Here is a 25,209-nt window from a genome sequence, read left to right as displayed (position 1 = left end):
ATTAACGATTGATCCAAGAATTTCGGAGTTCGCCATGGCCATCGCCGTTCCCCTGAACGAGGGCACCAATCGCACCTTGAAGCAGCGCCTTGCGCGTGCCGAACGGGTCAACCGCTGGAAGGCCCAGGCCCTGATCGCGCCGTTGGTGCTGTTTCTGTTGCTGGTGTTTCTGGTGCCGATCGTGGCGCTGCTCTACAAAAGTGTCAGTAACCCGGAAGTGGTCGGCGGGATGCCGCGCACCGTGGCTGCCATTGCGACCTGGGATGGCCGAGGCTTGCCGGCAGATCCGGTCTTCAAGGCTGCCAGCGAAGACCTCCTTGAGGCCCGCAAAAATCAAAGCCTGGGCGATCTGTCCAAGCGATTGAATATGGAGTTGGCCGGCTATCGCAGCCTGCTGACCAAAACCGCGCGAGCGCTGCCGTTCAAAACTGAACCGGCCTCCTATAAAGATGCACTCGAAGCGCTGGATGAGCGTTGGGGCGACCCGGCCTACTGGCAAGCGGTACGCCGCAACACCAGCAGCATCACGCCGTATTACTTGCTGGCAGCGGTCGACCACCGGATCGACGACCTCGGCGAAATTGCCCCGGCGACCCCTGATCAGGCGATCTACCTCGAGATTTTTGCCCGGACTTTCTGGATGGGCCTGGTCATTACCGCGATCTGCCTGGTGCTCGCCTATCCGTTGGCGTATCTGCTGGCCAACCTGCCGTCACGTCAAAGCAACCTGCTGATGATTCTGGTGTTGTTGCCGTTCTGGACCTCGATTCTGGTACGGGTGGCGGCGTGGATTGTCTTGTTGCAATCGGGCGGGCTGATCAACAGCGCGTTGATGGCCATGGGCATCATCGATAAGCCGCTGGCACTGGTGTTCAACCGCACCGGGGTTTACATCTCGATGGTGCACATCCTGCTGCCGTTCATGATTCTGCCGATCTACAGCGTGATGAAAGGCATCTCGCCAACCTACATGCGTGCGGCGATTTCCCTGGGTTGCCATCCGTTCGCCAGCTTCTGGCGAGTGTATTTCCCGCAGACTTATGCCGGTGTCGGCGCTGGTTGCCTGTTGGTGTTCATCCTGGCGATTGGTTACTACATCACCCCGGCGCTGCTCGGCAGCCCGAACGATCAGATGGTCAGTTACTTCGTCGCCTTCTACACCAACACCAGCATCAACTGGGGCATGGCGACCGCACTCGGAGGGCTGCTGCTGTTGGCGACTGTCGTGCTCTATCTGATTTACAGCTGGCTGGTAGGCGCAAGCCGCCTGCGCTTGAGCTAAGGGGAGAATCGAAATGCTGAGTCCTTATGTGTCGCCCATTGAACGGGTGTGGTTCTACAGCTTGCGCATTCTCTGCGGGCTGATCCTGTTGTTCCTTATTCTGCCGGTGCTGGTGATCATCCCGCTGTCGTTCAACTCGGGGAGTTTTCTGGTCTACCCGCTGCAAGGGTTCTCGCTGCACTGGTACCAGGACTTCTTCGCCTCGGCCGAATGGATGCGCTCGCTGAAGAACAGCATGATCGTCGCCCCGGCGGCGACGGTGTTGGCGATGGTCTTCGGCACGCTGGCGGCGATTGGCCTGACCCGTGGCGACTTCCCCGGCAAGGCGCTGGTGATGGCGCTGGTGATCTCGCCGATGGTGGTGCCGGTGGTGATCATCGGGGTGGCCAGCTACCTGGCCTTCGCGCCGCTGGGATTCGGCAACAGCTTTATCTCGCTGATCGTCGTGCATGCGGTGCTGGGTGTGCCGTTCGTGATCATTACCGTGTCGGCGACGTTGCAAGGCTTTAACCAGAACCTGGTGCGTGCTGCCGCCAGCCTCGGAGCTTCGCCACTCACGGCGTTCCGCCGCGTGACCTTGCCGCTGATCGCACCGGGGGTGATTTCCGGGGCGCTGTTTGCCTTCGCGACATCGTTCGATGAGGTGGTGGTCACGTTGTTCCTTGCCGGCCCTCAACAGGCGACATTGCCACGGCAGATGTTCAGCGGCATCCGCGAAAACCTCAGCCCGACCATCGCCGCCGCCGCAACGCTGCTGATCGCCTTCTCGGTGTTCCTGCTGCTGACCCTGGAATGGCTACGTGGCCGCAGCGAGAAACTGCGTACCGCACAGGTGTAAGGATCTGCTTTTGTGGCGAGGGAGCTTGCTCCCGCTGGGCTGCGGAGCAGCCCCAAAAGCAACCACCACGGTTTATCAGAAAGTCCGCGTTGGAAGGCTTTACGACTGCTGCGCCCGAGCGCGGACCGGCCGACGGGAGCAAGCTCCCTCGCCACAGGTTTTAGGAGTAGCCCGCACATTCATTCGCGCAATAACAGACAAACCCCAATCCCCAGCTACTATTGTGCCCAGCTCCCCTATTCATAAGAGGCTGCGCACATGAGTATTTCCTCTTTCAAAATTGCTCACAAACTGCTCACCGGTGCTGGCGCCATTGAGCAGTTGGCCGCCGAGCTGACCCGTCTGGATGTCGACAACCCACTGATTGTCACCGATGCCGCGCTGGTCAAGTCCGGCACGGTGGAGCTGGCGCTGGCGCAACTGGGTGGACGTACTTACGAGATTTTCGATCGGGTGTTGCCCGACCCGGAAATCGCCATCGTTGAAGACTGCATGCGCGTCTACCGCGAAGGCGGGCATGACGGCCTGATCGGACTCGGTGGCGGCAGCGCCATCGACATCGCCAAAAGTGTTGCAGCCTATGCCGGTTACCACGGCGCGCTCGAAGACTTGTTTGGTATCGATCAGGTGCCGCGCAAAGGCCCACCGCTGATTGCGATTCCGACCACCGCCGGCACCGGTTCGGAAGTCACCAACGTGGCGATACTGTCCGACAGGGTCGCGCAGCTGAAGAAAGGCATCATCAGTGATTATCTGTTGCCGGACGTGGCGCTGGTCAGTCCGCAAATGACCCTGACGTGCCCGCGCAGCGTGACGGCCGCCAGTGGCGTCGATGCGCTGGTGCACGCTGTCGAATCCTACCTGTCGCTCAACGCCTCGCCGATCACCGACGCACTGGCCATCGGTGCTATCAAGCTGATCGTCAAGGCATTGCCCAAGGCCTACACCAATCCTTCGAACCTGCAGGCCCGTGAAGACATGGCCACCGCCAGCCTGATGGCCGGCATGGCGTTCGGCAACGCCGGGGTCGGTGCGGTGCATGCCTTGGCGTATCCGCTGGGCGGACGCTTCAACGTGACGCACGGTGTCAGCAACGCCTTGCTGCTTCCGTATGTCATGGCCTGGAACAAAATGGCGTGTATCGAACGCATGCAGGATATCGCCGAGGCGCTTGGGGTGAAAACGGCGCAGTTGAGCGCTGAAGAGGCGGCGGATAAAGCGGTCGAGGCCATGGCGCGACTCTGTGCCGCAGTGGAAATCCCTCAAGGCCTGCATAGCCTCGGCATACCAGAAGATGCAATCCCGGCGATGGCTGTGGAGGCCGCAGGAATAGAGCGATTGATGCGCAACAACCCGCGTAAATTGAGCACCGCCGATATTGAGAAGATCTATCGAGCGGCCTACTAGGGCCTGACCCAATCATCGCGGTCACGGTGCGCGCGTCAAGGCATGAGGTATACAATGCGCGCCATTGTGATTCTGCTCAAAAAAGGTGCGTCATGCAGCCCTTCGCTATTGCTCCGTCGATTCTCTCCGCCGACTTCGCCCGCCTGGGCGAGGAAGTGGACAACGTTCTGGCCGCCGGCGCCGACATCGTTCACTTCGATGTCATGGACAACCACTACGTGCCAAACCTGACCATCGGGCCGATGGTCTGCTCGGCATTGCGCAAATACGGCATCACCGCGCCGATCGACGCGCACCTGATGGTCAGCCCGGTAGACCGCATCATTGGCGACTTCATCGATGCCGGCGCGACCTACATCACCTTCCACCCGGAAGCCACGCTGCACGTCGACCGTTCCCTGCAAATGATCCGCGAAGGCGGTTGCAAGGCTGGCCTGGTGTTCAACCCGGCGACCCCGCTGGACGTGCTCAAGTACGTGATGGACAAGGTCGACATGATCCTGCTGATGAGCGTCAACCCGGGCTTCGGCGGACAGAAATTCATTCCCGGTACTCTCGACAAACTGCGTGAAGCGCGCGCGCTGATCGATGCGTCGGGCCGTGACATTCGTCTGGAAATCGACGGTGGCGTGAACGTGAACAACATCCGCGAAATCGCCGCGGCTGGCGCTGACACCTTCGTCGCCGGTTCGGCCATCTTCAATGCGCCGAACTATCAGGAAGTGATTGAGAAGATGCGCTCCGAACTGGCACTGGCTCGCCCATGAGTGGTTTTGAGCAGCTGTTCCCGGGGCGTCTGCCGCGGCTGGTGATGTTCGATCTGGATGGCACGTTGATCGATTCGGTTCCGGACCTCGCAGTGGCCGTGGATAACATGCTGCTCAAACTCGGGCGTGCCCCGGCAGGTCTCGACGCGGTGCGCGAATGGGTGGGCAACGGTGCACCGGTGCTGGTCCGTCGTGCACTGGCGGGCAATATCGATCATGCAAGTGTCGATGATGTCGAGGCCGAGCACGCGCTGGAGATCTTCATGGAAGCCTACGCGGACGGCCATGAACTGACGGTGGTTTACCCAGGTGTACGCGATACCCTGAAGTGGTTGCACAAGCAGGGCGTCGAAATGGCGCTGATCACCAACAAGCCGGAGCGTTTCGTCGCACCCTTGCTGGATCAGCTGAAAATCGGCCGCTACTTCCGCTGGATCATCGGCGGCGACACCCTGCCGCAGAAAAAGCCTGACCCGGCGGCGCTGTTTTTCGTGATGAAAATGGCCAATATTCCGGCCTCGCAATCGTTGTTTGTCGGTGACTCGCGCAGCGACGTGCTGGCGGCCAAGGCGGCCGGTGTGAAGTGCGTAGCCCTGAGCTATGGCTACAACCATGGCCGGCCGATTGCCGAGGAGTCGCCGGCGCTGGTGATCGACGATCTGCGCAAGCTAATTCCCGGTTGCCTGGATCCGGCCGCTGAGATAACGTTGCCCGACGCTGTTCAATCCCCTCCTGGAAACTCCATCGTGGTGGTCACTCGCAAACTCTGGATGAAAGTCATCAAGGCCCTGGCCCGCTGGCGTTGGCGCGCCTGACTCGATCCTGGCCGGCTATCCGGCGCGTTTGCACACCTGACCGTTAGACCCTCAAGCCACGAGGCACCTCATGATCCGCGAAGAATTCCTGCGTTTGGCCGCTGCCGGCTACAACCGCATCCCGCTTGCCTGCGAAACCCTTGCCGACTTCGACACGCCGCTGTCGATCTACCTGAAACTGGCCGACGAGCCCAACTCCTATCTGCTGGAGTCGGTGCAGGGCGGCGAGAAATGGGGCCGTTACTCGATCATTGGGCTGCCGTGCCGTACGGTGCTGCGGGTGCATGATCACCACGTCAGCGTGACGGTCGATGGCGCCGAGGTGGAAAGCCACGATGTCGAAGACCCGCTGGCTTTCGTCGAAGCCTTCAAGGCGCGCTACAACGTGCCGACCATTGCCGGTCTGCCACGCTTCAACGGCGGGCTGGTGGGTTACTTCGGTTATGACTGCGTGCGTTACGTGGAGAAGCGTCTGGGCAAGTGCCCGAACCCGGATCCGCTGGGCGTGCCGGACATTCTGCTGATGGTTTCCGATGCGGTAGTGGTATTCGACAACCTGGCCGGCAAGATGCACGCCATCGTGCTGGCCGACCCGTCGCAGGAAAATGCCTTTGAGCAAGGTCAGGCGCGTCTGGAAGAACTGCTGGAAAAACTCCGCCAGCCAATCACTCCGCGTCGCGGCCTGGACTTCAGCAAGCAGCAAGCGGCTGATCCGGTGTTCCGCTCCAGTTTCACCCAGGACGATTACGAACGGGCGGTGGACACCATCAAGGAGTACATCCTCGCTGGTGACTGCATGCAGGTGGTGCCGTCGCAACGGATGTCCATCGACTTCAAGGCTGCGCCGATCGATCTGTACCGGGCGCTGCGTTGCTTCAACCCGACGCCTTATATGTACTTCTTCAACTTTGGCGACTTCCATGTCGTTGGCAGTTCGCCGGAAGTGCTGGTGCGGGTCGAAGACAACCTGATCACCGTGCGCCCGATTGCCGGCACCCGCCCGCGCGGTGCCAACGAGGAAGCTGACCGGGCGCTTGAAGAAGACCTGCTGTCGGACGACAAGGAAATCGCCGAGCACCTGATGCTGATCGACCTTGGCCGCAACGACACCAGTCGCGTGTCGGAAATCGGTTCGGTGAAACTCACCGAGAAAATGGTCATCGAGCGTTATTCCAACGTGATGCACATCGTCTCCAACGTCACCGGCCAGTTGAAAGCCGGCCTGACCGCGATGGACGCACTGCGGGCGATTCTGCCGGCCGGCACGCTGTCGGGTGCGCCGAAGATTCGCGCGATGGAAATCATCGACGAACTGGAGCCGGTCAAACGTGGCGTTTACGGTGGCGCGGTCGGTTACTTCGCCTGGAACGGCAACATGGACACCGCGATTGCAATCCGCACTGCGGTGATCAAGAACGGCGAACTGCATGTGCAGGCCGGTGGTGGCATCGTGGCTGATTCGGTGCCTGCGCTCGAATGGGAAGAAACCCTGAACAAGCGCCGTGCGATGTTCCGCGCCGTGGCCCTGGCCGAGCAAACCCCACAAGGCTGAGCTGTAACGAAGGAGCTTGTTGTGGCGAGGGAGCTGGCTCCCGCTGGCCTGCGTAGCAGGTCCCTTCATGGCGACTGCTTCGCAGCCGAGCGCGAAGCAAGCTCGCACGCCACATCAGAGAGCACTCAAAAAAACGCGGCGCCTGTGAGGGCGCCGCGTTTTTTATGGCCTGCGGTTTAGAAGTCCAGGCTGACACCCACGTTGATGCCTTGTTGGGTGAAGTCGTCATCCTTGCGAATGTTGTAGCTGGCCCGTAGCGCCAGGTCTGGGGTCAACTTCTGGCTGACGCCCAGGTTCAGGCGGTTCAGGTTGGTTTGCGGGGTGTACCCCTGCAGTGTGAAACGGTTGTTGGGCAGGCTGTTGAGGTTGATGGTCAGGTCCTGGGTATCGTCCTTATATTCGCGCTCATGAGCGTATTCGCCGAACACCTGAGTCTGCGGGGTGATCTGATACTTGCCCTGCAAGCCGACGCCGAGGCGCTTCGAGGTGCGCTTCTGGTCACCGAAGGTCAGTGCCGTGGAGTCGTTGCCGTTCTCCGAGTAACCATCGACTTGTACCTTGGCGTAATCGGCGCTGATGAATGGCGACAAGTGCCACGGGCTGCTTGCCTGCTGCGCGATGTCGTAACCCAGGCGACCGGTGACAGCCAACACCGTGCCGTTGGTACTGCCTTTCTCCCCGCGTTCGTTGACGCCCAGGTCGAACTTGCGTTTGAGACTGTCGTAGTCCAGATGCCCAGCCGTCATTGCCGCATCAGCCCACCAGCGATTTTGCTGATATTGAGCGAACGCCGTTCCCATGTACGTGTTGAGTTTGTACTGCGAATTGTCGTTGCCCGCTTCCAGCTTCTGACGATAGAAGCCGGCAGCCACGCCAACACGCCAGGCCTCGTCGAGACGGTAGCTACCGCCAATGTTCAAGTTGTAGCCGTTGCCATCGGCACTGGCTGCACTGCGTTGATCGTCAAAACTGAGGTGCTGACCGCCGCCGGCGACAATCGCACGCCACTGACCGACGTTTTGCCAGTTTTCCCAGTCGGATTGCCATTGGTTACGCAGTTCATCCTGGTGCGCGCGTAGGGTGGCGTGGGCCATTTCTGGCAACAGCGTCAGTTCCCAAGGGGCTGCCAGTATGGAAAACGCGTAATCGGCGATCAGGCGTTGCCCGGCTTCAGTCGGGTGTACCGAGTCGTTGTAGATCAGCTTGGTCGGGTCGGGTGTGGCGCTGTTTATCCCGTACCGGGCGTTTTCAGTACAGCTATCGCCGCTGAAGCAGGTCGCGGTGAGGTTCTGGTCGGTGGCCAGGCCAAATTGCGCCGGGTTGGCGAAGGCCTCGTTGAGCAGCACCGGAATGTTGAGCGGGATGACTTCGGCATTGACGTGCTGCAACTGGCTGACCAGTTCGGTGTTGAACTGGGCGCTGAGCTGAGAGGTAAAGGCCTGCAACGGGCTGCCATTGATCGCCGGGGTCAGCCCGATATCAGGCAGTAGCCAGACCATGATGTATTTGGCGCCGGCCTGTTGCAGTGTTTGTACGCTGCTGACCAGGCGATCGGCTGCAGCGCTGGCCTGGTCGAGGCTGGTTACCCTACCCTGAAGGAAGTCGTTGCCCCCACCGGAGAGGTAGTAGAGCGCGTTCGGGTCGGCACGGAAGCCGTTGCTCCGCAGATAACCGGGGCGACTGCGCTCACCGGTGTCCGAGGTGGTGGTGATCGAGTCGAGGATCTCATCGGTGCGATATCCACCTACCGCCCAGTTATTGCCATCTGGCAGGCCTTGGCTGGCGCGGGCTGCCGAGGTCGAAGCGGCCGTCTGGTCAGGTGAAAACCCCAGTTTCCCCCCCAGCAACTGCGTCGAGTTGGCGGCGCGAACCTCGCCATTGCCATCCTTGTAGGTCGGTCCGACGCGGTTGGTGAACCGCTCGGTTGCGCCTGCGGGGCCGCCTGTATCGGTAAATTGCCCGGCGTCGTTCAGGCTGTCGCCAAAGACAATGAATTTCGTATAGGGAGCGGGGGCCGCAATCGCCTGGGCGCAGGCCATTGCAAGAACACAACTGGCGAGCGGTACAAACATCGTCTGTTTGATCATGAGCAAGTCCATTTATTTATTGTTGTAGTTAACGGAACGACAGTACCAAAAACTTTCGCGTTTTAGCTATGGCTAAAGGCTGCATCGGTTGCTTGCTCTGCGCCATATTGCACCCTCTGCTCAGCTAAGTTACTGTGCGGGAACGTATGAATGAGACCTTCCCCGTGTTGATCGTCAGCAAACTCTTGGATCAAGTCATCAAGGCCCACGCCCGTTGGCGTTGGCGCGCCTGAACTTTCTCTGCCGGCCCGGCCGGACCTGTGCCTGTTTGCCTTCTTTACCCGTATGAAATGCCGCTTTTGCCGGTTCCATTCCAGCAACTGACCGAGCGTTGCAAGACTGCGGGTAAATCATTCGAAGGCCGTCTCAAAAGTCAGTGAATTCAAGAGGTTTCAAACCATGTTGCTGATGATCGATAACTACGACTCTTTTACTTACAACGTTGTGCAGTACCTTGGTGAGCTAGGCTCCGAGGTCAAGGTTGTGCGCAACGATGAGCTGACCATCGCCGAAATCGAAGCGCTCAAACCCGAGCGCATCGTCGTCTCTCCCGGTCCATGCACCCCGACCGAAGCCGGCGTGTCCATCGAGGCCATCAAGTATTTCGCCGGCAAGCTGCCGATTCTCGGCGTTTGCCTGGGTCATCAATCCATCGGCCAGGCGTTCGGTGGCGATGTAGTGCGCGCCCGCCAGGTTATGCACGGTAAGACTAGCCCGGTATTCCACGAGGACAAGGGCGTGTTCGAAGGTCTTAATCGTCCACTGACGGTCACCCGCTATCACTCGCTGATTGTGAAGCGTGAAACTTTGCCCGATTGCCTGGAGCTGACCGCCTGGACTCAGTTCGAAGACGGCTCGGTCGATGAAATCATGGGGCTGCGCCACAAGACATTGAACATCGAAGGGGTGCAATTTCACCCCGAGTCAATCCTGACCGAGCAGGGCCATGAGCTGTTTGCCAACTTCCTCAAACAAACCGGCGGCACGCGCTAAGGACTTTCCATGGATATCAAGACTGCCCTGAGCCGTATCGTCGGCCATCTGGACCTGAGCACTGATGAAATGCGCGATGTGATGCGCGAAATCATGACCGGGCAATGCACAGACGCGCAGATTGGCGCGTTCATGATGGCCATGCGCATGAAAAGCGAGAGCATCGACGAGATCGTCGGCGCCGTTTCGGTCATGCGTGAGCTGGCGGACAAGGTCGAGCTGAAAACCCTCGACGGTGTTGTCGATGTAGTCGGCACCGGCGGTGATGGTGCGAACATCTTCAACGTTTCGACGGCTTCCTCGTTTGTGGTGGCGGCGGCGGGTTGCACCGTGGCCAAGCACGGTAACCGTGCGGTATCAGGTAAAAGCGGCAGCGCCGACTTGCTGGAGGCGGCCGGGATCTACCTGAACCTGACGCCGGTTCAAGTGGCGCGTTGCATCGACAACGTCGGCATCGGTTTCATGTTCGCCCAATCGCACCATGGTGCGATGAAACACGCTGCCGGCCCACGCCGCGATCTCGGCCTGCGTACACTGTTCAACATGCTCGGCCCGCTTACGAATCCGGCCGGCGTGAAACATCAGGTGGTGGGCGTGTTCAGTCAGGCGTTGTGCCGACCGTTAGCCGAAGTCTTGCAGCGCATGGGCAGCAAACATGTGTTGGTGGTGCATTCGAAGGATGGCCTGGACGAGTTCAGTCTGGCGGCGCCAACCTTTGTTGCTGAATTGAAGAATGACCAGATCAGCGAGTATTGGGTCGAGCCTGAAGACTTGGGCATGAAGAGCCAGAGCCTGCACGGCCTGGCGGTGGAAAGCCCGGCGGCTTCGCTTGAACTGATTCGCGATGCCTTGGGGCGCCGCAAAACCGAGAACGGTCAGAAAGCTGCTGAAATGATTGTGCTCAATGCTGGTGCTGCGTTGTACGCCGCTGATCATGCGGTCAGCCTGAAAGAGGGCGTTGCCCTGGCTCATGACGCGCTGCATACCGGCCTTGCGCGTGAAAAGCTTGAAGAACTGGGTGCGTTTACCGCGGTATTCAGAGTGGAGAATGAGGCATGAGTGTACCGACGGTTCTGGAAAAGATTCTCGCCCGTAAGGTCGAAGAAGTGGCTGAGCGCAGCGCTGGTGTAACGCTTGCCGAGCTGGAAGCGCTGGCCAAAGTGGCCGATGCACCGCGTGGTTTTGCCAAGGCGCTGCTCGCCCAGGCCAAGCTCAAGCACCCGGCAGTGATTGCTGAAATCAAGAAGGCTTCGCCGAGCAAGGGCGTGATTCGCGAGAACTTCGTGCCGGCCGAAATCGCCAGGGACTACGAGAAGGGCGGGGCAACCTGCCTCTCGGTGCTGACCGATGTCGATTTCTTCCAGGGCGCCGACATTTATTTGCAGCAGGCGCGTGCGGCGTGCAAGCTGCCGGTGATTCGCAAGGACTTCATGATCGATCCTTATCAGATCGTCGAAGCCCGTGCGCTGGGCGCTGATTGCGTGCTGTTGATCGTTTCCGCGCTGGATGACGTGAAAATGGCCGAACTGGCAGCCGTCGCTAAAGGTGTTGGCCTCGACGTGCTGGTCGAAGTTCATGACGGTGATGAGCTGGAGCGGGCCTTGAAGGTTCTCGATACTCCGCTGGTCGGCGTGAACAATCGCAATCTGCACACCTTTGATGTCAGCCTGGAAACCACGCTCGATCTGCTGCCGCGCATCCCGCGCGATCGCCTGGTCATTACTGAAAGTGGCATCCTCAATCGCGCCGATGTCGAGCTGATGGAAATCAGCGAGGTGTATTCGTTCCTGGTCGGTGAAGCATTCATGCGCGCCGAGAGCCCGGGCACTGAACTGCAACGCTTGTTCTTTCCAGAGCGTGGCGTGGCGGTCAGCGGTTCCACACTCGACTGAACCTGATTCAATGAAGAAGCCGGCGTTGCCGGCTTTTTTGTATCCACCGCAAAGGATTCGCACTGTCATGACTCACCCCATTGCTTTGACTGTCGAAGCCGGTCTGCGTGCCGAGCAGGATTTGTTGGCGACGGTCTGTGCCGGCGACCAGGAGTTTGGTTTGCTGTTCTGGCAGCCGAGCGATCGAGCGCTGGTCATGCCCCGGCGCTTGAGCCGTCTGCCAGGGTTTGAGGCCGCTTGCCAAGCGTCGGCGGCACATGGTTGGCCGGTTCTGTTGCGTGAAACCGGCGGTGAACCGGTGCCGCAGTCTGCCGCGACGGTCAATATCGCGCTGGTGTATGCACCGCCGCGCAGCGAAGGTGACCACGGTAGGATCGAAACCGCTTATCGGCGCCTGTGTGATCCGATTTGTGCGCTGCTGACGGAACTCGGTGGCAAGCCTTCATTGGGTGAAGTCGAGGGCGCTTTCTGTGATGGCCGTTTCAACGTCAATCTCGATGGCCGCAAAATGGTCGGCACCGCTCAGCGCTGGCGCCAGAGCAAGGGTGGTCAGCGTCCGGTGGGTTTGGTGCATGGTGCGCTGTTGCTGGACGACGAGCGGGAGTCAATGGTTGAGGCGGTGAACCGTTTTAACGAGGCTTGCAGTCTGGAGCAGCGGGTTCGCGCGCAGAGCCATATTGCCCTGCATGAACAATTCGCCGCCCCGGATGCCATCGCGCGGCTGGACACCTTGTATCGGCAAATGCTCGCCGAGGTGATGTCGGCTTAGCGGGTGCCGAAGACCACCATGGTCTTGCCTTTGACGTTGACCAGGTTGCGTTCTTCCAGGTCCTTGAGCACGCGCCCGACCATTTCCCGCGAGCAACCGACGATCCGGCCGATTTCCTGGCGGGTAACCTTGATCTGCATGCCGTCCGGGTGCGTCATGGCGTCGGGCTGTTTGCACAGCTCCAGCAAGCAGCGCGCAACCCGGCCGGTGACGTCGAAGAACGCCAGGTCGCCAACCTTGCGTGTGGTATTGCGCAGGCGCTGGGCAATCTGGCCACTGAGCACATAGAGAATGTCCGGGTCTTGCTGGGATAGCTCGCGGAACTTGCAGTAGCTGATCTCTGCCACTTCGCATTCGACCTTGGCGCGAACCCAGGCGCTGCGCTCCTGTTCCTGCCCGGCTTGTTCGAACAGACCCAGCTCGCCGAAGAAGTCCCCGGCATTGAGGTAGGCGATGATCATTTCCCGGCCATCGTCGTCCTCGATGAGAATGGTGACCGAGCCCTTGATGATGAAAAACAGCGTATCCGAACGATCGCCCGCGCAAATGATATTGCTCTTGGCCTGATAGCGACGGCGCTGGCAATGCATCAATAACTTGTCGAGGTTCTTGATTTTGGGTGTTGGGGTAATAGCAACCATGGTTGTATCCCGAAAAGACTGCACGGTGTGTTGTGGTTTTTTATGAATCGCTGATGATGGCCGAAAAACAGCAGGCTAAGTGCCATGAAATTGGCGCCAGCTTAACAGACGCATTCCGTCGTTATTCGATAATTTATCAATACTGTAAGTGTGTTGCTTGCGCTGATGCCAGTCGCTGTCAACCGAAGGCCCTGTGCTAAGCTGGCGACCCTTTTTTAACAGTGGAGTCTTGGCGATGAAGGCACGCATCCAATGGGCTGGCGAAGCCATGTTCCTCGGTGAGTCCGGTAGCGGTCACGTGGTGGTCATGGACGGTCCGCCTGATGCTGGCGGTCGGAACCTGGGTGTCCGTCCGATGGAAATGCTCCTGCTCGGTGTGGGCGGTTGCAGCAATTTCGACGTGGTCAGCATCCTGAAGAAGTCCCGCCAGGCCGTGGAGAGCTGCGAAGCCTTCCTCGAAGCCGAGCGTGCGACTGAAGATCCCAAGGTTTTTACCAAGATTCACATGCACTTCGTGGTCAAGGGCCGGGCGCTGAAAGAAGCCCAGGTCAAACGCGCCATCGAGCTATCGGCGGAGAAGTATTGCTCGGCGTCGATCATGCTCGGTGCGGCCGGTGTCGCCATCACCCACGACTACGAAATCATCGAACTCGGTTGATTCGACATTCAACTATCATAAATGCAGTGCAGACTCTGGCGATCATTGGCCCAGGTCTGCATAATGCGCCACTTTTTTCAGGGCCGTGATCGGTCAGCCGATAGATCACACACCCGAACAGACAACCAAAATCGCCATCGCGAAGAGGTGTTAACCGTCCTACGCTGGTGCGTCGTTCGCATCTGACGGGCATGCTTGATCACGCGGCCGGGCCGCATACATAGAGAGTTTTTAAACGGTGAAAAGCAAACTCAAGCTCCATGGGTTCAATAACCTGACAAAGACCTTGAGCTTCAACATCTATGACATCTGCTATGCGGAAACTCCGCAAGACCAGCAGGCTTACGTTGAGTACATCAATAAAGAGTACAACGCCAAGCGCCTGACGCAGATCCTCACAGAAGTTGTCGATATCATTGGTGCCAACATCCTGAACATCGCCAGTCAGGACTATGAACCCCAGGGCGCCAGCGTCACGATTCTGATCTCTGAAGAGCCGGTGACCCCGACCGACAGTCAGATTGAAGAGTCGCCGGGCCCGTTGCCCGAAATCATCCTGGCCCACCTCGACAAGAGCCACATCACGGTGCACACCTACCCGGAAATCCATCCGGTGGACGGTATTGCAACTTTCCGTGTGGATATTGATGTGTCGACTTGTGGCGTCATTTCACCGCTTAAGGCGCTCAACTTCCTGATTCACCAGTTCGATTCGGATATCGTGACCGTGGATTACCGCGTGCGCGGCTTCACCCGTGACATCGAAGGCAAGAAGCACTTCATCGATCACGAGATCAACTCGATTCAGAACTACCTCTCCGAAGACACTCGCGACGCGTATCAGATGACCGACGTGAACGTGTACCAGGAAAACCTGTTTCACACCAAAATGCTGCTGAAGAACTTCGAACTGGATAACTACCTGTTCGGCGACGCCACCAGCAACCTGTCCTCTGAGCAACGAGCTCAGGTGACTGAGCGGGTGAAACACGAAATGCTCGAGATTTTCTACGCCCGCAACATGTCGAGCTGATCTTTGAAATAAAGATCGAAGGCAAAAGAAAGGGCGCTGAGATAGCGCCCTTTTTTGTGCTCGAAGGTTTTATGGTTCAGATCCGGTAGGTACTTTTGGTCATGACTTTGGCCATCAGGCTCATGCCGAATTTTACCGGTGCCGGGAAGCGGAAGCCTCCAGCGTCCAGCGCGCTTTCGGCGTGCTGCTCTTCATCGATGCGCATCTGCTCAAGAATGGCCCGGGACTTCTCGTCCTCGACTGGCAGTTGCTCAAGGTGCTCGTTCAAGTGTTTGCACACCTGATCTTCAGTCGCTGCGACGAACCCCAGGCTGACTTTGTCGCTGATCAGTCCGGCGACGGCGCCGATACCGAACGACATACCGTAGAACAGCGGATTGAGGATGCTGGTGTGGCTGCCCAGTTGGCGGATGCGCTGTTCGCACCAGACCAGATGATCGATTTCTTCTTCGGCTGCGTGTTCCATTGCCTCGCGCACTCGCGGCAGCTTGGCAGTCAGGGCCTGGCCCTGGTACAGCGCCTGGGCACAGACTTCACCGGTATGGTTGATGCGCATCAGGCCGGCGACGTGCCGGGTGTCTTCGTCGCTCATTTTCGCCTCTGGCTGCACGATGGCCGGCGACGGGCGGCAAGGCTGGCCACTGAAGGGCAGCAACGTGCGCATGGCGGTGTCGGCTTGCAACAGAAGACGGTCAATCGGCGAGTAGTGACGTTGGGTAGTCATGCTGACCTCCGGGAAGAATCTCGGCGGCCAGTTTACCGCAATCGGCCGGGTTAGGTTTGCGCTGGGTCATTGCAGAAGACCACCTGGCATTTGCAGATACTGGCTTTGTGGCGAGGGAGCTTGCTCCCGCTCGGCCGCGAAGCGGTCGTTAAGTCAGTCCGCGAGTTTCATTGGGGAGCAGCAGAAAGGCGGGGGCTGCTGCGCAGCCCAGCGGGAGCAAGCTCCCTCGCCACAACAAGCTCAGGAGAAGGATCAGCCCGGTGGCCAGTGCATCTGGCGCTGACCCAGCACGTGCATATGAATGTGGTAGACGGTCTGGCCGCCCAGTTCATTGCAGTTCATGACCACGCGAAAGCCTTCTTCGCAGCCCAGCTCCAGTGCCAGGCGCTGGGCGGTGAACAGAATGTGCCCGGCCAGCGCTTTATCGTCCTCGGTGAGGTCGTTGAGCGTGCGCACCGGCTTTTTCGGGACTACCAGGAAATGCACGGGTGCCTGCGGGGCGATGTCGTGGAAGGCCAGGACCTGGTCATCCTCGTAAATGATCTTGGCGGGTATTTCTCTGTTGATGATTTTGGTGAACAGAGTATCCACAGCTGTTTCTCCATTGTGTTGGTCCGGGCTGAGTGTACTCACGGGAGATGCCCGAGCCCAGCCTGTTAGCTTTACTTTTAGTGATGCTCAGCGCGGACAGTGCGTCTTGTTGACCATGCCTACGATGGTTCGGGTCAGCCAGCGCGAGCCGAAGCGCGGCAACAGCGCGAACCAGCGATTGAAGCGTCCGGGAATGATGATCGCGCGGTTCTTCTCCAGCGCACGCACTGTGTAAAGGGCCACTTCCTCGGGGCTCATCAGCAGTTTGCTGTTGGCCAGATTGTCGGTGTCCAGTTGCGCGGTGCGGAAAAACGCCGTGCGCGTCGGGCCGGGGCAGAGGACCGAGACCTTGACCGCGCACTTCTTCAGCTCGACCCGCAAGCCTTCGGAGAAGTGCAATACATACGCCTTGCTGGCGTAATAGGTGCTCATCCATGGGCCGGGGTAGAAGGCGGCCATCGAGGCGACGTTCAGAATCTGCCCACCGCCCTGCAAGGCCATGCTGTTGCCAATGGCGTGGCACAGGCGGGTCAGGGCGAGGATATTCACTTCGATCAAGTCTTGTTCGGTCATCCAGTCCTGAGCCAGGAACGGGCCGCAGGTACCGATGCCGGCGCAATTGACCAGCAGGTCGATCTGTCGGTCACCCTCTTCGAGTTCCAGCAGAAAACCGGACAAGCGCAGCGGTTCACCCAGGTCACAGGCGCGGAACAGCACCTCGACGCCAAAGCGCTGGGTCAGTTCGATGGCAATACTTTCCAGCTGATCACGTTGACGGGCCACCAGAATCAGGCTGCGGCCGCGTCGCGCCAGCGCTTCGGCCATGGCCAGGCCGATGCCGCTGGAGGCGCCAGTGATCAGAGCGTAACGGGTCATGCAATTCTCCATCGCAACGGCTCGCAGCCTGTGGACAGAGATGTCACAGGAACCGAGCGCGTTTATTCTTTCTCATAGTCTACAGGGGGCTGAGCTGCTTTCGCCGCATCGTCTGCCTCAACCGCATCAGCCGGCTCACTGCTTCCATAACTGCTGGTCGTGGTGGTTTCGTACTCTTCGGTCAGGGTGCTGAGGCCACCGGCAAGTGCGCCGACAAAAACCACTGCGATCACCACCAGCCACAGCCCGCACAGAACTTTGACCGCCGTGCTGTTAGGGGGCTGCGGCGCGCCATAGCGATTCGCCCCGACGTTTCCTGGCAGCACCGCGAGTGCAAATGGGAACAGGCTGCCGATAAAGGGCACCAGATTCAGAAACCACAGCCAGCCGGACCAACCAAGATCGTGCAGGCGTTGCACGCTGATGGTGATGTTTATGTAGAGGTACGCCACGAACGCAACGACACAAACAATTGTGCTCAGCACTATTTGATTGCCGCTCAGCAGGCTGAGTCCAAAAACGCCAGCGATAGCGCCCATGATCAGTAGCGCCACCAATGACCACGCGAGATAACGCAGACGCCCGATTCGGCCCTGCACGCTAAACACCTTGAGTTCCGAAAACTCTGGCAGCGCTTCACCAACGGGCGCGCGAGGAGGGCTATAGGGCGATTCGTTGTCATTGAGCGTGGGCGCCGTGTAAGCGGCGGACGATGAATCGTGAACGTCGGTCAGATTGAGCTCGATCGATGGCTCGGCTTCAATGCGTGCATCGATGCCGGTTTTTGACAGGGCATTCAGATAGGTTTGTGCGTCTGCGTGGGACAGGTCGTGCTTGAGCGCGACAGGCTTTCCGCTGAACAGGCGTTCGATGGCCGCGACGTCGCTTTTGAACAGCTGGGCGAGATTGAGTTTCGCGGTGGTGATGTCAACGTCCGGAAGCAGGGCTCCGTCGAAGACGATCTTGAAACGGTTTTCGCTCATTCCAGGGCATCCTTGTCGCGAGTCCAGGGTTTGTACTCGGCAGTTTAAGCCAGCCAGAATCGGCTGGCCAAACCTTGTGCGTTAACGCGGCCACCGTTTGGGCAGTTGGGCTGCGAGTTCCAGCGCCTTGCGGTACTCGGCGTCCAGCCTTGCGACCAGTTGATCGACGCTTGGCAGGTCATCGATTTCACCCACGCCCTGGCCAGCGGACCAGACGGTTTTCCAGGCTTTGGCTTCATCGCTCAAGGGTTTGAGTTTGGCGCCGAAGTTGACTTCACCCTTGCCTTGCAGTGCATCTACGTCAAAACCGGCGTTTATCAGGCTTTGGCGCATGAAGCTTGCCGGCACCCCGGACACCGCTGGCGTATGGACAATGTCGGCGGCCCTGGAAGTCAGCAGCATCTCTTTATAGGCTTCAGGGGCATGGCTTTCGGTTGTGCCAATAAAGCGAGTGCCGAAGTACGCCAGATCCGCACCAAGCAGTTGCGCAGCGAGAATCTCGTGGCCATGGTTCAGGCAGCCGGCCAGCAGCAGGGTTTTGTCGAAGAACTGGCGAATCTCGGCAATCAGCGAAAACGGGCTCCAGGTCCCGGCATGGCCACCGGCGCCTGCCGCTACGGCGATCAAGCCATCGACGCCGGCCTCGGCAGCTTTTTCCGCATGGCGTCGAGTCGTCACGTCGTGGAAAACCAGGCCACCATAGCCGTGCACCGCATCGACCAGCTCTTTCACTGCGCCAAGGCTGGTGATCACGATTGGAACCTTGTGTTCGATGCAGATTGCCAGGTCCGCTTGCAGGCGCGGATTGCTGTTGTGAACGATCAGATTCACCGCATACGGCGCAGGATTTTCCAATAGCGCCAGACCCGCTTCAATTTCCTCCAGCCAGGCTTTGAAGCCGCTGCTTTCACGCTGGTTCAGCGCTGGAAAGCTGCCGACCACACCATTGCGGCAGCAGGCGAGTACCAGCTGTGGATTGGAAATCAGGAACATCGGCGCTGCCACGACAGGCAGACGCAAACGTTGTTCGAGCAAAGCGGGCAGCGACATTGGAAGTACCCCGATAAGTTGCGACTAATAAGGATTAGAACGGCCGTACGACGACCAGAATTACAATAGCCAGCAATATCAGAACTGGCACTTCATTGAACCAGCGATAAAAGACATGGCTGCGGGTGTTTTCGCCACGGGCAAAACGTTTTACCTGTGCACCACACATGTGGTGATAGCCGATCAGGATCACTACCAGGGTCAATTTTGCATGCATCCAGGCACCTTGTCCGAAGTAGGCGCTGGGGTTGAGACTGATCAGCCAGATCCCGAAAGCCAGTGTGGCGATCATCGCCGGGCCCATGATCCCGCGGTACAGTTTGCGCTCCATGATGCTGAAGCGTTCCTTGCTGATGCTGTCTTCACTTTGAGCGTGGTAGACAAACAGGCGTGGCAGGTAAAACAGGCCGGCAAACCAGCAGACCATGCTGACGATATGAAGCGCTTTGAGCCACAGATAAAGCATTTTTAGTTATTCCCAGGTTCACGGTAGCCCGAATAGTAGAGGCTTGGGCCTCCGTACGTCACCTTGACGGTTGTCGCAGGGCGGTGCGCGCCCTATTATCGACGGCTTTCCAGTGGGTTCGTTGAGGGCAGGTTTATGGTCAAGGTCGGTATCGTCGGCGGCACGGGTTACACCGGTGTCGAATTGCTGCGTCTGTTGGCGCAACATCCGCAAGCTGAAGTGGTAGTGATCACTTCCCGATCCGAGGCAGGCCTGGCCGTTGCCGACATGTACCCGAACCTGCGAGGCCACTACGACGGCCTGGCGTTCAGCGTTCCGGACATCAAAACCCTCGGTGCCTGCGATGTGGTGTTCTTCGCCACTCCGCACGGTGTAGCGCATGCGCTGGCCGGTGAGTTGCTGGCGGCCGGGACCAAGGTCATCGACCTGTCGGCAGACTTCCGTCTGCAGGACGCGGACGAATGGGCCAAGTGGTATGGTCAGCCGCACGGTGCGCCAGAGTTGCTGGAAGAAGCGGTCTACGGCTTGCCGGAAGTCAATCGCGAGCAGATCAGGCAAGCTCGTCTGATCGCGGTGCCGGGTTGCTACCCAACCGCCACGCAACTGGGCTTCCTGCCGTTGCTCGAAGCAGGTCTTGCCGATACTTCGCGTCTGATTGCTGACTGCAAGTCGGGTGTCAGCGGTGCAGGTCGTGGTGCAAGCGTTGGTTCGCTGTACTCCGAAACCTCCGAGAGCATGAAAGCCTACGCCGTTAAAGGGCATCGTCACTTGCCGGAGATTCGCCAGGGGCTGCGTCGCGCAGCAGGCAAGGACGTCGGCCTGACTTTCGTGCCGCACCTGACGCCGATGATTCGCGGTATTCACTCCACACTCTATGCAACCGTGGTCGATCGCTCTGTGGACTTGCAGGCGTTGTTTGAAAAGCGCTATGCCAACGAACCGTTCGTCGATGTCATGCCGGCTGGAAGCCATCCGGAAACTCGTAGCGTGCGGGGTGCCAACGTTTGCCGTATTGCGGTTCATCGTCCACAGGACGGCGATCTGGTGGTGGTGCTGTCGGTGATCGACAACTTGGTCAAAGGCGCGTCGGGTCAGGCGGTGCAGAACCTGAACATCCTGTTTGGTCTGGACGAGCGCTTGGGCCTGTCCCATGCAGGCATGCTGCCCTAAGCTTTTCCCCTCTCAGCAGAAAGGCCCGTTTAACGGGCCTTTTTGTATTCCGGGCTGACAATTGTGTTGATTGATATACCGTAACAATAGTTGACCGATTTTCTGGGAGAAGCGGATAATGCGCGTCATCACGCATTATGGCGGTGTAACACCGGGAGATAGTCAGCATGAGCGTCGAATCCTTCACCCCCACGGCTTTGCAATTCACCCACGGTGCCGCGCACAAGGTGAAGAGCCTGGTCGATGAAGAGGGTAATGATCGCTTGAAGCTGCGCGTATTCGTTACGGGCGGCGGTTGTTCAGGGTTTCAGTACGGCTTCACATTCGATGAAGAAGTGGCCGATGACGACACCATCGTCGAGCGCGAAGGCGTTAGCCTGGTCGTCGATCCAATGAGCTTCCAGTACCTGGCAGGTGCCGAGGTGGATTATCAGGAAGGTCTGGAAGGTTCGCGTTTCGTGATCAAGAACCCGAATGCCACCACGACCTGTGGTTGCGGCTCTTCGTTTTCGATCTGATCGCACCTCAGCGCATCACAAAATGCCGCATGGCCTCACGGCTTTGCGGCGTTTTGCTGTCTGGTGTTCAGGCGGGGTAGATGGCGCCGAGGACGCGTAATCCGCGAGCGCCGGTGACGCTTGGACGATTGGCCGGGATACTTTCGAGGCAGCAATGGGCCAACCAGGCGAAGGCCATGGCTTCGACCCAGTCCGGGTCTACGCCGTAGGCTGCAGTGCTGCTGACCTTGGCGTCTGGCAGCAGGCTGGCGAGGCGGTTCATCAGCGTCGCGTTATGGGCGCCGCCACCACAGACCAGCAGCTCTTGCGTATCGGCTTGTGCGGCTTGTAGCGATTCGACGATGGTCAGCGCCGTCAGCTCAAGCAGCGTGGCTTGCACGTCTTGTGCGGCAAATGGGGGCAGGCGCGCCAGGTGTTGTGTCAGCCATTGCAGGTTGAACACTTCGCGGCCGGTGCTTTTGGGGCCCTTGGTCAGGAAGAACGGATCGCTCAACAAGGCTTTCAGCAGTACAGGCTCTACGGTGCCGCTTGCAGCCCACTGGCCGTCACGGTCGAAGGTCTCACCGCGCTGCTGGTGAATCCAGGCGTCCAGCAGGACATTGCCTGGGCCGCAGTCAAAGCCCGAGACGGGTTTGTCGGTCTCGATCAGGCTGAGATTGCTGAAGCCGCCAACATTCAAGACTGCACGGTTGCCGCTGCGCTGTTCAAACAAGGCTTCATGGAAGGCTGGAACCAGCGGCGCGCCTTGCCCGCCTGCAGCCACGTCGCGGCTACGAAAGTCGCTGACGACAGTGATTCCGGTCAGTTCAGTCAATAGGGCAGGGTTGCCGATCTGCACGGTGAAGCCGCGTACGGGCTCGTGGCGAATAGTCTGGCCGTGGCTGCCAATCGCTCGGATGTCGTCAGGTTTCAGGTGTTGATCTGCAAGCAGGGTATTGATGCCCTGAGCGGCCAGCTTTACCCAGTTTTGCTGGACGATGGCGCTGCGGGCGATCTCGTCAGGCCCGCTGGCGCACAAGCCAAGCAGCTCGGCGCGCAGGGATTCGGGCATGGGAATGTAGTGCGTGGCGATCAGCTTGATCGCCGGTGCTTGCTCGATCAGCGCAATGTCCAGGCCATCAAGGCTGGTACCGGACATCACACCTATATAGAGCGCCATGGCTTAGCGTTTGCTCGAAGCCAGCAGGGTGGCTTTTTCTTGCTCCATGCGCGCCATCAGCGGCTGGCTTTGTTGCAGGAAGCGCGCGCGTTCAGCCTTGGCGATCGGATCGGCCATCGGCAGCTTCTGTCCCAGCGGGTCGACGTGAACGCCGTTGACCTGGAACTCGTAGTGCAAGTGTGGACCGGTAGAGAGGCCGGTAGTGCCGATATAACCGATCACCTGGCCCTGCTTGACGTTGCCGCCAGTCTTGATGCCTTTGGCGAAGCCCTGCATGTGACCGTACAGCGTGCGGTAGGTGTTGCCGTGCTGAATGATCACCGTATTGCCGTAACCGCCGCGACGCCCGGCGAGCAGCACTTTACCGTCACCGGCAGCCTTGATCGGCGTACCGCGAGGCGCTGCGTAGTCGACGCCTTTGTGCGCGCGAATTTTGTTCAGAATTGGATGCTTGCGACCCATGGAGAAACGCGAGCTAATACGGGCGAAGTCCACCGGCGTACGAATGAACGCCTTGCGCATGCTATTGCCTTCGGCCGTGTAGTAGCTGCTGTTGCCTTGCTTGTTGGTGTAACGCACGGCGGTGTACGTCTTGCCGCGGTTGGTGAAACGGGCGGAAAGAATGGGGCCATTGCCGACAGCTTTGCCGTTGACGACTTTCTGTTCGTAGATCACATCGAACTCGTCACCCTGGCGAATATCCTGGGCGAAGTCGACGTCGTAGCCAAACACGCTGGCCATGTCCATGGTGAGGCTGTGGGACAGCCCGGCACGCGCAGCGGATTGCGAAAGCGAGCTGTTGATCACACCGTGAACATAGGCGGAGCGCACGGTTGGCTTGGCTGTAATGCGGTTAAAGGTATAGCCCTTGGCGTTTTTGCTCAGGCTGATGCTTTCAGCGTCATTGATCTTGCTGTGCAGATTGGTCAACTGGCCGTCGCGGCCTAGTTCGAATTCGAGTTTCTGGCCGTGTTTAAGCTGGGTGAACTGCTTGGCTTGCTTGTCGCTGGCCAATACGTCGTGCACCGAAGCCGCTGGAAGCCCGACTTTCTCGAACAATGTGGAGAGCGTGTCGCCTTTGGCAACGATCACTTCCCGGTGGCCTGGCGCTTTCTTCTCTTCAACGGCTGGTGCCGGGGCTGCTTTAGCCGTTTCCTTGCTATCGTCGGTACTGTCTTCGATCTGGGCGAATGGAGATTCGACCGGCTCGTTTGTGGCTTGAACGGCGTCAGCAGCGTCTTGATCTTGTGTCAGTTGTTCTGCGGGACGTTCCAGTTCAAGACTCAGGGTTGTCTTTTTGGCTTCAACGTCACTGGAAGGGAATACCAGGAGCGCCAGGCTGAGGAGGGCAGCAATGCCACTTGCCGCGAGCAGGTGGGTCTTCGGATAAAGCGGCGGCGCTTTAGACGGTTCTGTGGTCATAGGTAATTTGACTTTGGAAAAGATGAATTGGAAAAGATGAATGACATGATGAAGATGAAATAACTGTATAAAATATAACCAAATCATCTCTTAAGCAAGTCGCGAATGCTCTGTTCGCAGATTGGCGTCCGTGCGCCGGGCAAAACTTGTATTTGGTGCGCGATCTTGTATGGTTGGTTCCCTTTGAATCTGAGCCTTGCGGGTCTGTTATGAAGTCGGTTGAAGAGCAGCTAGCGCTGATCAAACGTGGTGCGGAAGAACTGTTGGTCGAGTCCGAGCTGATCGAGAAGCTCAAGCGCGGCCAGCCGCTGCGTATTAAGGCTGGCTTCGATCCGACTGCGCCGGATTTGCACCTGGGCCACACGGTGCTTATTAATAAGCTGCGCCAGTTCCAGGATCTGGGTCACCAGGTAATCTTCCTTATAGGTGACTTCACCGGGATGATCGGTGATCCGAGTGGCAAGAGTGCTACCCGTCCTCCGTTGACGCGTGAGCAGGTTCTCGAAAATGCCGAGACCTATAAGACTCAGGTGTTCAAGGTTCTTGATCCGGCGAAAACCGAAGTGGCTTTCAACTCCACCTGGATGGATCAGATGGGGCCGGCGGACTTCATTCGCCTGACTTCGCAATACACCGTGGCGCGTATGCTTGAGCGCGATGACTTCAATAAGCGCTATTCGACCAATCAGCCAATCGCTATTCACGAGTTCCTGTATCCGCTAGTTCAGGGGTATGACTCGGTGGCATTGCGTGCGGATGTCGAGCTGGGCGGCACTGATCAGAAGTTCAACCTGCTGATGGGGCGTGAGCTGCAGCGCAGTTATGGTCAAGAGGCTCAGTGCATTCTGACCATGCCATTGCTCGAAGGGCTGGATGGCGTGAAGAAGATGTCCAAGTCGTTGGGCAACTACGTCGGTATTCAGGAAGCGCCGGGCGTCATGTACGGCAAGCTGGTTTCGATTCCTGATGTGCTGATGTGGCGTTACTTTGAATTGCTCAGCTTCCGCTCTATGGATGAGATCGATGCGTTGCGCGCTGATGTCCAGGCTGGCGCCAATCCGCGAGATATCAAGATCAAGCTGGCTGAAGAGATTGTTGCGCGTTTCCATGGTGAAGAAGCTGCGGCGAATGCTCACCGTGCTGCGGGTAACCGTATGAAGGAAGGCGAGCTGCCGGACGATCTGCCAGAGATCGAGCTGACCGCTACTGAGGATATGCCGATTGCAGCTGTGCTTAATAAAGCAGGGCTGGTAAAGAACTCGGCGGTCGCGCGCGACCTGCTCGGTTCGGGGGGCGTGCGTATAGATGGTGAAGTGGTTGATCGCGCCTTTATATATGCGCTGGGCGCGACCCATGTTTGCCAGGCCGGAAAGAAGGCGTTTGCGCGTATTACGCTTAAATCCGAGTAGAACTGAAATTAGGGGTTGACGGCGAATTATATCTGTCTATAATTCGCCCCACTTCCGGCGCAGTCGAAACGGAAAACTCCTTGGTAAACAAAGAGTTACGCAGTTTT

The 25,209-nt window shown here is 58.6% G+C and carries 25 protein-coding genes; 15 read left to right on the top strand and 10 right to left on the bottom strand.

The annotated features are described in order from the left end of the window. Positions 1–34 precede the first annotated feature (34 nt). The 6 genes from KRR23_RS19655 to trpE all read left to right on the top strand — a co-directional run bounded on the left by KRR23_RS19655 (position 35) and on the right by trpE (position 6,661). Complete coding sequence (locus KRR23_RS19655) at positions 35–1,282, top strand: ABC transporter permease (RefSeq protein ID WP_216743863.1); 1,248 nt, start codon at positions 35–37, stop codon at positions 1,280–1,282. Between the two features lie 13 nt (positions 1,283–1,295). Next, positions 1,296–2,120 carry an ABC transporter permease gene (locus tag KRR23_RS19650; protein ID WP_103319659.1) on the top strand — a complete coding sequence of 275 codons (825 nt, stop codon included), beginning with the start codon at positions 1,296–1,298 and terminating at the stop codon, positions 2,118–2,120. Positions 2,121–2,378: 258 nt separating this feature from the next. After that, positions 2,379–3,527 carry an iron-containing alcohol dehydrogenase gene (locus KRR23_RS19645; RefSeq protein ID WP_216743862.1) on the top strand — a complete coding sequence of 383 codons (1,149 nt, stop codon included), beginning with the start codon at positions 2,379–2,381 and terminating at the stop codon, positions 3,525–3,527. A gap of 92 nt (positions 3,528–3,619) precedes the next feature. Then, positions 3,620–4,294 (top strand): ribulose-phosphate 3-epimerase, encoded by a 675-nt coding sequence (gene rpe / locus KRR23_RS19640; RefSeq protein WP_019693907.1) that lies wholly within the window; start codon positions 3,620–3,622, stop codon positions 4,292–4,294. Further along, the gene (locus tag KRR23_RS19635; protein WP_216743861.1) at positions 4,291–5,109 is read left to right on the top strand and encodes a phosphoglycolate phosphatase; all 819 of its coding nucleotides are present in this window, start codon (positions 4,291–4,293) and stop codon (positions 5,107–5,109) included. The genes rpe and KRR23_RS19635 overlap by 4 nt, the downstream gene beginning before the upstream one ends. A gap of 70 nt (positions 5,110–5,179) precedes the next feature. Continuing rightward, on the top strand, positions 5,180–6,661 hold the full coding sequence (gene trpE / locus KRR23_RS19630) for an anthranilate synthase component I (protein ID WP_216743860.1): 1,482 nt from the start codon (positions 5,180–5,182) through the stop codon (positions 6,659–6,661). 176 nt (positions 6,662–6,837) lie between these two features. Here the strand turns inward: trpE and estP are convergent, their stop codons facing one another. After that, positions 6,838–8,748 carry an esterase EstP gene (gene estP, locus KRR23_RS19625; RefSeq protein WP_216743859.1) on the bottom strand — a complete coding sequence of 637 codons (1,911 nt, stop codon included), beginning with the start codon at positions 8,746–8,748 and terminating at the stop codon, positions 6,838–6,840. Positions 8,749–9,147: 399 nt separating this feature from the next. Between estP and KRR23_RS19620 the strand changes: the two genes are divergently transcribed. The 4 genes from KRR23_RS19620 to KRR23_RS19605 all read left to right on the top strand — a co-directional run bounded on the left by KRR23_RS19620 (position 9,148) and on the right by KRR23_RS19605 (position 12,402). Then, a complete protein-coding gene (locus KRR23_RS19620; RefSeq protein WP_216743858.1) occupies positions 9,148–9,741 on the top strand; it encodes an aminodeoxychorismate/anthranilate synthase component II in 594 nt (197 codons plus the stop codon). A gap of 9 nt (positions 9,742–9,750) precedes the next feature. Then, positions 9,751–10,800, top strand: a complete 1,050-nt coding sequence (trpD, locus tag KRR23_RS19615) for an anthranilate phosphoribosyltransferase (protein ID WP_054594295.1) — start codon at positions 9,751–9,753, stop codon at positions 10,798–10,800. Then, positions 10,797–11,633 (top strand): indole-3-glycerol phosphate synthase TrpC, encoded by an 837-nt coding sequence (gene trpC / locus KRR23_RS19610; protein ID WP_216743857.1) that lies wholly within the window; start codon positions 10,797–10,799, stop codon positions 11,631–11,633. The genes trpD and trpC overlap by 4 nt, the downstream gene beginning before the upstream one ends. Before the next feature lie 67 nt (positions 11,634–11,700). Next, positions 11,701–12,402, top strand: coding sequence for a lipoate--protein ligase family protein (locus KRR23_RS19605; protein ID WP_216743856.1), 702 nt, complete (start codon positions 11,701–11,703; stop codon positions 12,400–12,402). On the opposite strand, the gene crp is transcribed toward KRR23_RS19605, so the two are convergent. Beyond that, complete coding sequence (gene crp, locus KRR23_RS19600) at positions 12,399–13,043, bottom strand: cAMP-activated global transcriptional regulator CRP (protein WP_054594293.1); 645 nt, start codon at positions 13,041–13,043, stop codon at positions 12,399–12,401. The two genes, KRR23_RS19605 and crp, sit on opposite strands and share 4 nt — an antisense overlap. 235 nt (positions 13,044–13,278) lie before the next feature. Between crp and KRR23_RS19595 the strand changes: the two genes are divergently transcribed. Together KRR23_RS19595 and speD are read left to right on the top strand one after the other, a co-directional pair. Further along, positions 13,279–13,701, top strand: a complete 423-nt coding sequence (locus tag KRR23_RS19595) for an OsmC family protein (protein WP_017138086.1) — start codon at positions 13,279–13,281, stop codon at positions 13,699–13,701. A gap of 238 nt (positions 13,702–13,939) precedes the next feature. Further along, a complete protein-coding gene (speD, locus tag KRR23_RS19590; protein WP_054594292.1) occupies positions 13,940–14,734 on the top strand; it encodes an adenosylmethionine decarboxylase in 795 nt (264 codons plus the stop codon). 76 nt (positions 14,735–14,810) lie between these two features. Here the strand turns inward: speD and coq7 are convergent, their stop codons facing one another. The 6 genes from coq7 to hemJ all read right to left on the bottom strand — a co-directional run bounded on the left by coq7 (position 14,811) and on the right by hemJ (position 19,424). Next, on the bottom strand, positions 14,811–15,458 hold the full coding sequence (gene coq7 / locus KRR23_RS19585) for a 2-polyprenyl-3-methyl-6-methoxy-1,4-benzoquinone monooxygenase (RefSeq protein ID WP_019693897.1): 648 nt from the start codon (positions 15,456–15,458) through the stop codon (positions 14,811–14,813). Between the two features lie 252 nt (positions 15,459–15,710). Beyond that, positions 15,711–16,049 carry a histidine triad nucleotide-binding protein gene (locus KRR23_RS19580; protein ID WP_007906873.1) on the bottom strand — a complete coding sequence of 113 codons (339 nt, stop codon included), beginning with the start codon at positions 16,047–16,049 and terminating at the stop codon, positions 15,711–15,713. Positions 16,050–16,136: 87 nt separating this feature from the next. Further along, on the bottom strand, positions 16,137–16,925 hold the full coding sequence (locus KRR23_RS19575) for an SDR family oxidoreductase (protein ID WP_216743855.1): 789 nt from the start codon (positions 16,923–16,925) through the stop codon (positions 16,137–16,139). Positions 16,926–16,987: 62 nt separating this feature from the next. After that, positions 16,988–17,908, bottom strand: coding sequence for a DUF805 domain-containing protein (locus tag KRR23_RS19570; RefSeq protein WP_216743854.1), 921 nt, complete (start codon positions 17,906–17,908; stop codon positions 16,988–16,990). A gap of 81 nt (positions 17,909–17,989) precedes the next feature. Then, on the bottom strand, positions 17,990–18,958 hold the full coding sequence (locus KRR23_RS19565; protein ID WP_216743853.1) for a nitronate monooxygenase family protein: 969 nt from the start codon (positions 18,956–18,958) through the stop codon (positions 17,990–17,992). Positions 18,959–18,992: 34 nt separating this feature from the next. Continuing rightward, positions 18,993–19,424: a protoporphyrinogen oxidase HemJ gene (gene hemJ / locus KRR23_RS19560; RefSeq protein ID WP_019693893.1), complete on the bottom strand. Its 432-nt coding sequence runs from the start codon at positions 19,422–19,424 to the stop codon at positions 18,993–18,995. 135 nt (positions 19,425–19,559) lie between these two features. On the opposite strand from hemJ, the gene argC reads away from it, so the two are divergent. Both argC and erpA read left to right on the top strand, forming a co-directional pair. After that, a complete protein-coding gene (gene argC / locus KRR23_RS19555; RefSeq protein WP_216743852.1) occupies positions 19,560–20,594 on the top strand; it encodes an N-acetyl-gamma-glutamyl-phosphate reductase in 1,035 nt (344 codons plus the stop codon). Between the two features lie 167 nt (positions 20,595–20,761). Further along, positions 20,762–21,112, top strand: coding sequence for an iron-sulfur cluster insertion protein ErpA (gene erpA / locus KRR23_RS19550; protein ID WP_007906865.1), 351 nt, complete (start codon positions 20,762–20,764; stop codon positions 21,110–21,112). 67 nt (positions 21,113–21,179) lie between these two features. Here erpA and KRR23_RS19545 read toward each other — a convergent pair whose 3' ends face one another. Continuing rightward, positions 21,180–22,271 carry an anhydro-N-acetylmuramic acid kinase gene (locus KRR23_RS19545; RefSeq protein ID WP_216743851.1) on the bottom strand — a complete coding sequence of 364 codons (1,092 nt, stop codon included), beginning with the start codon at positions 22,269–22,271 and terminating at the stop codon, positions 21,180–21,182. Between the two features lie 3 nt (positions 22,272–22,274). After that, positions 22,275–23,693: a peptidoglycan DD-metalloendopeptidase family protein gene (locus KRR23_RS19540; RefSeq protein ID WP_216743850.1), complete on the bottom strand. Its 1,419-nt coding sequence runs from the start codon at positions 23,691–23,693 to the stop codon at positions 22,275–22,277. 209 nt (positions 23,694–23,902) lie between these two features. Between KRR23_RS19540 and tyrS the strand changes: the two genes are divergently transcribed. Beyond that, the gene (gene tyrS / locus KRR23_RS19535) at positions 23,903–25,102 is read left to right on the top strand and encodes a tyrosine--tRNA ligase (RefSeq protein ID WP_216743955.1); all 1,200 of its coding nucleotides are present in this window, start codon (positions 23,903–23,905) and stop codon (positions 25,100–25,102) included. The last annotated feature ends 107 nt before the right edge of the window (positions 25,103–25,209 follow it).

Origin of the sequence: Pseudomonas sp. CVAP#3 (genome assembly GCF_018986375.1) — a bacterium.
In the GTDB taxonomy this organism is placed as follows: Bacteria; Pseudomonadota; Gammaproteobacteria; order Pseudomonadales; family Pseudomonadaceae; genus Aquipseudomonas; species Aquipseudomonas helvetica.
This window is presented reverse-complemented; position numbering and strand designations above follow the sequence as displayed.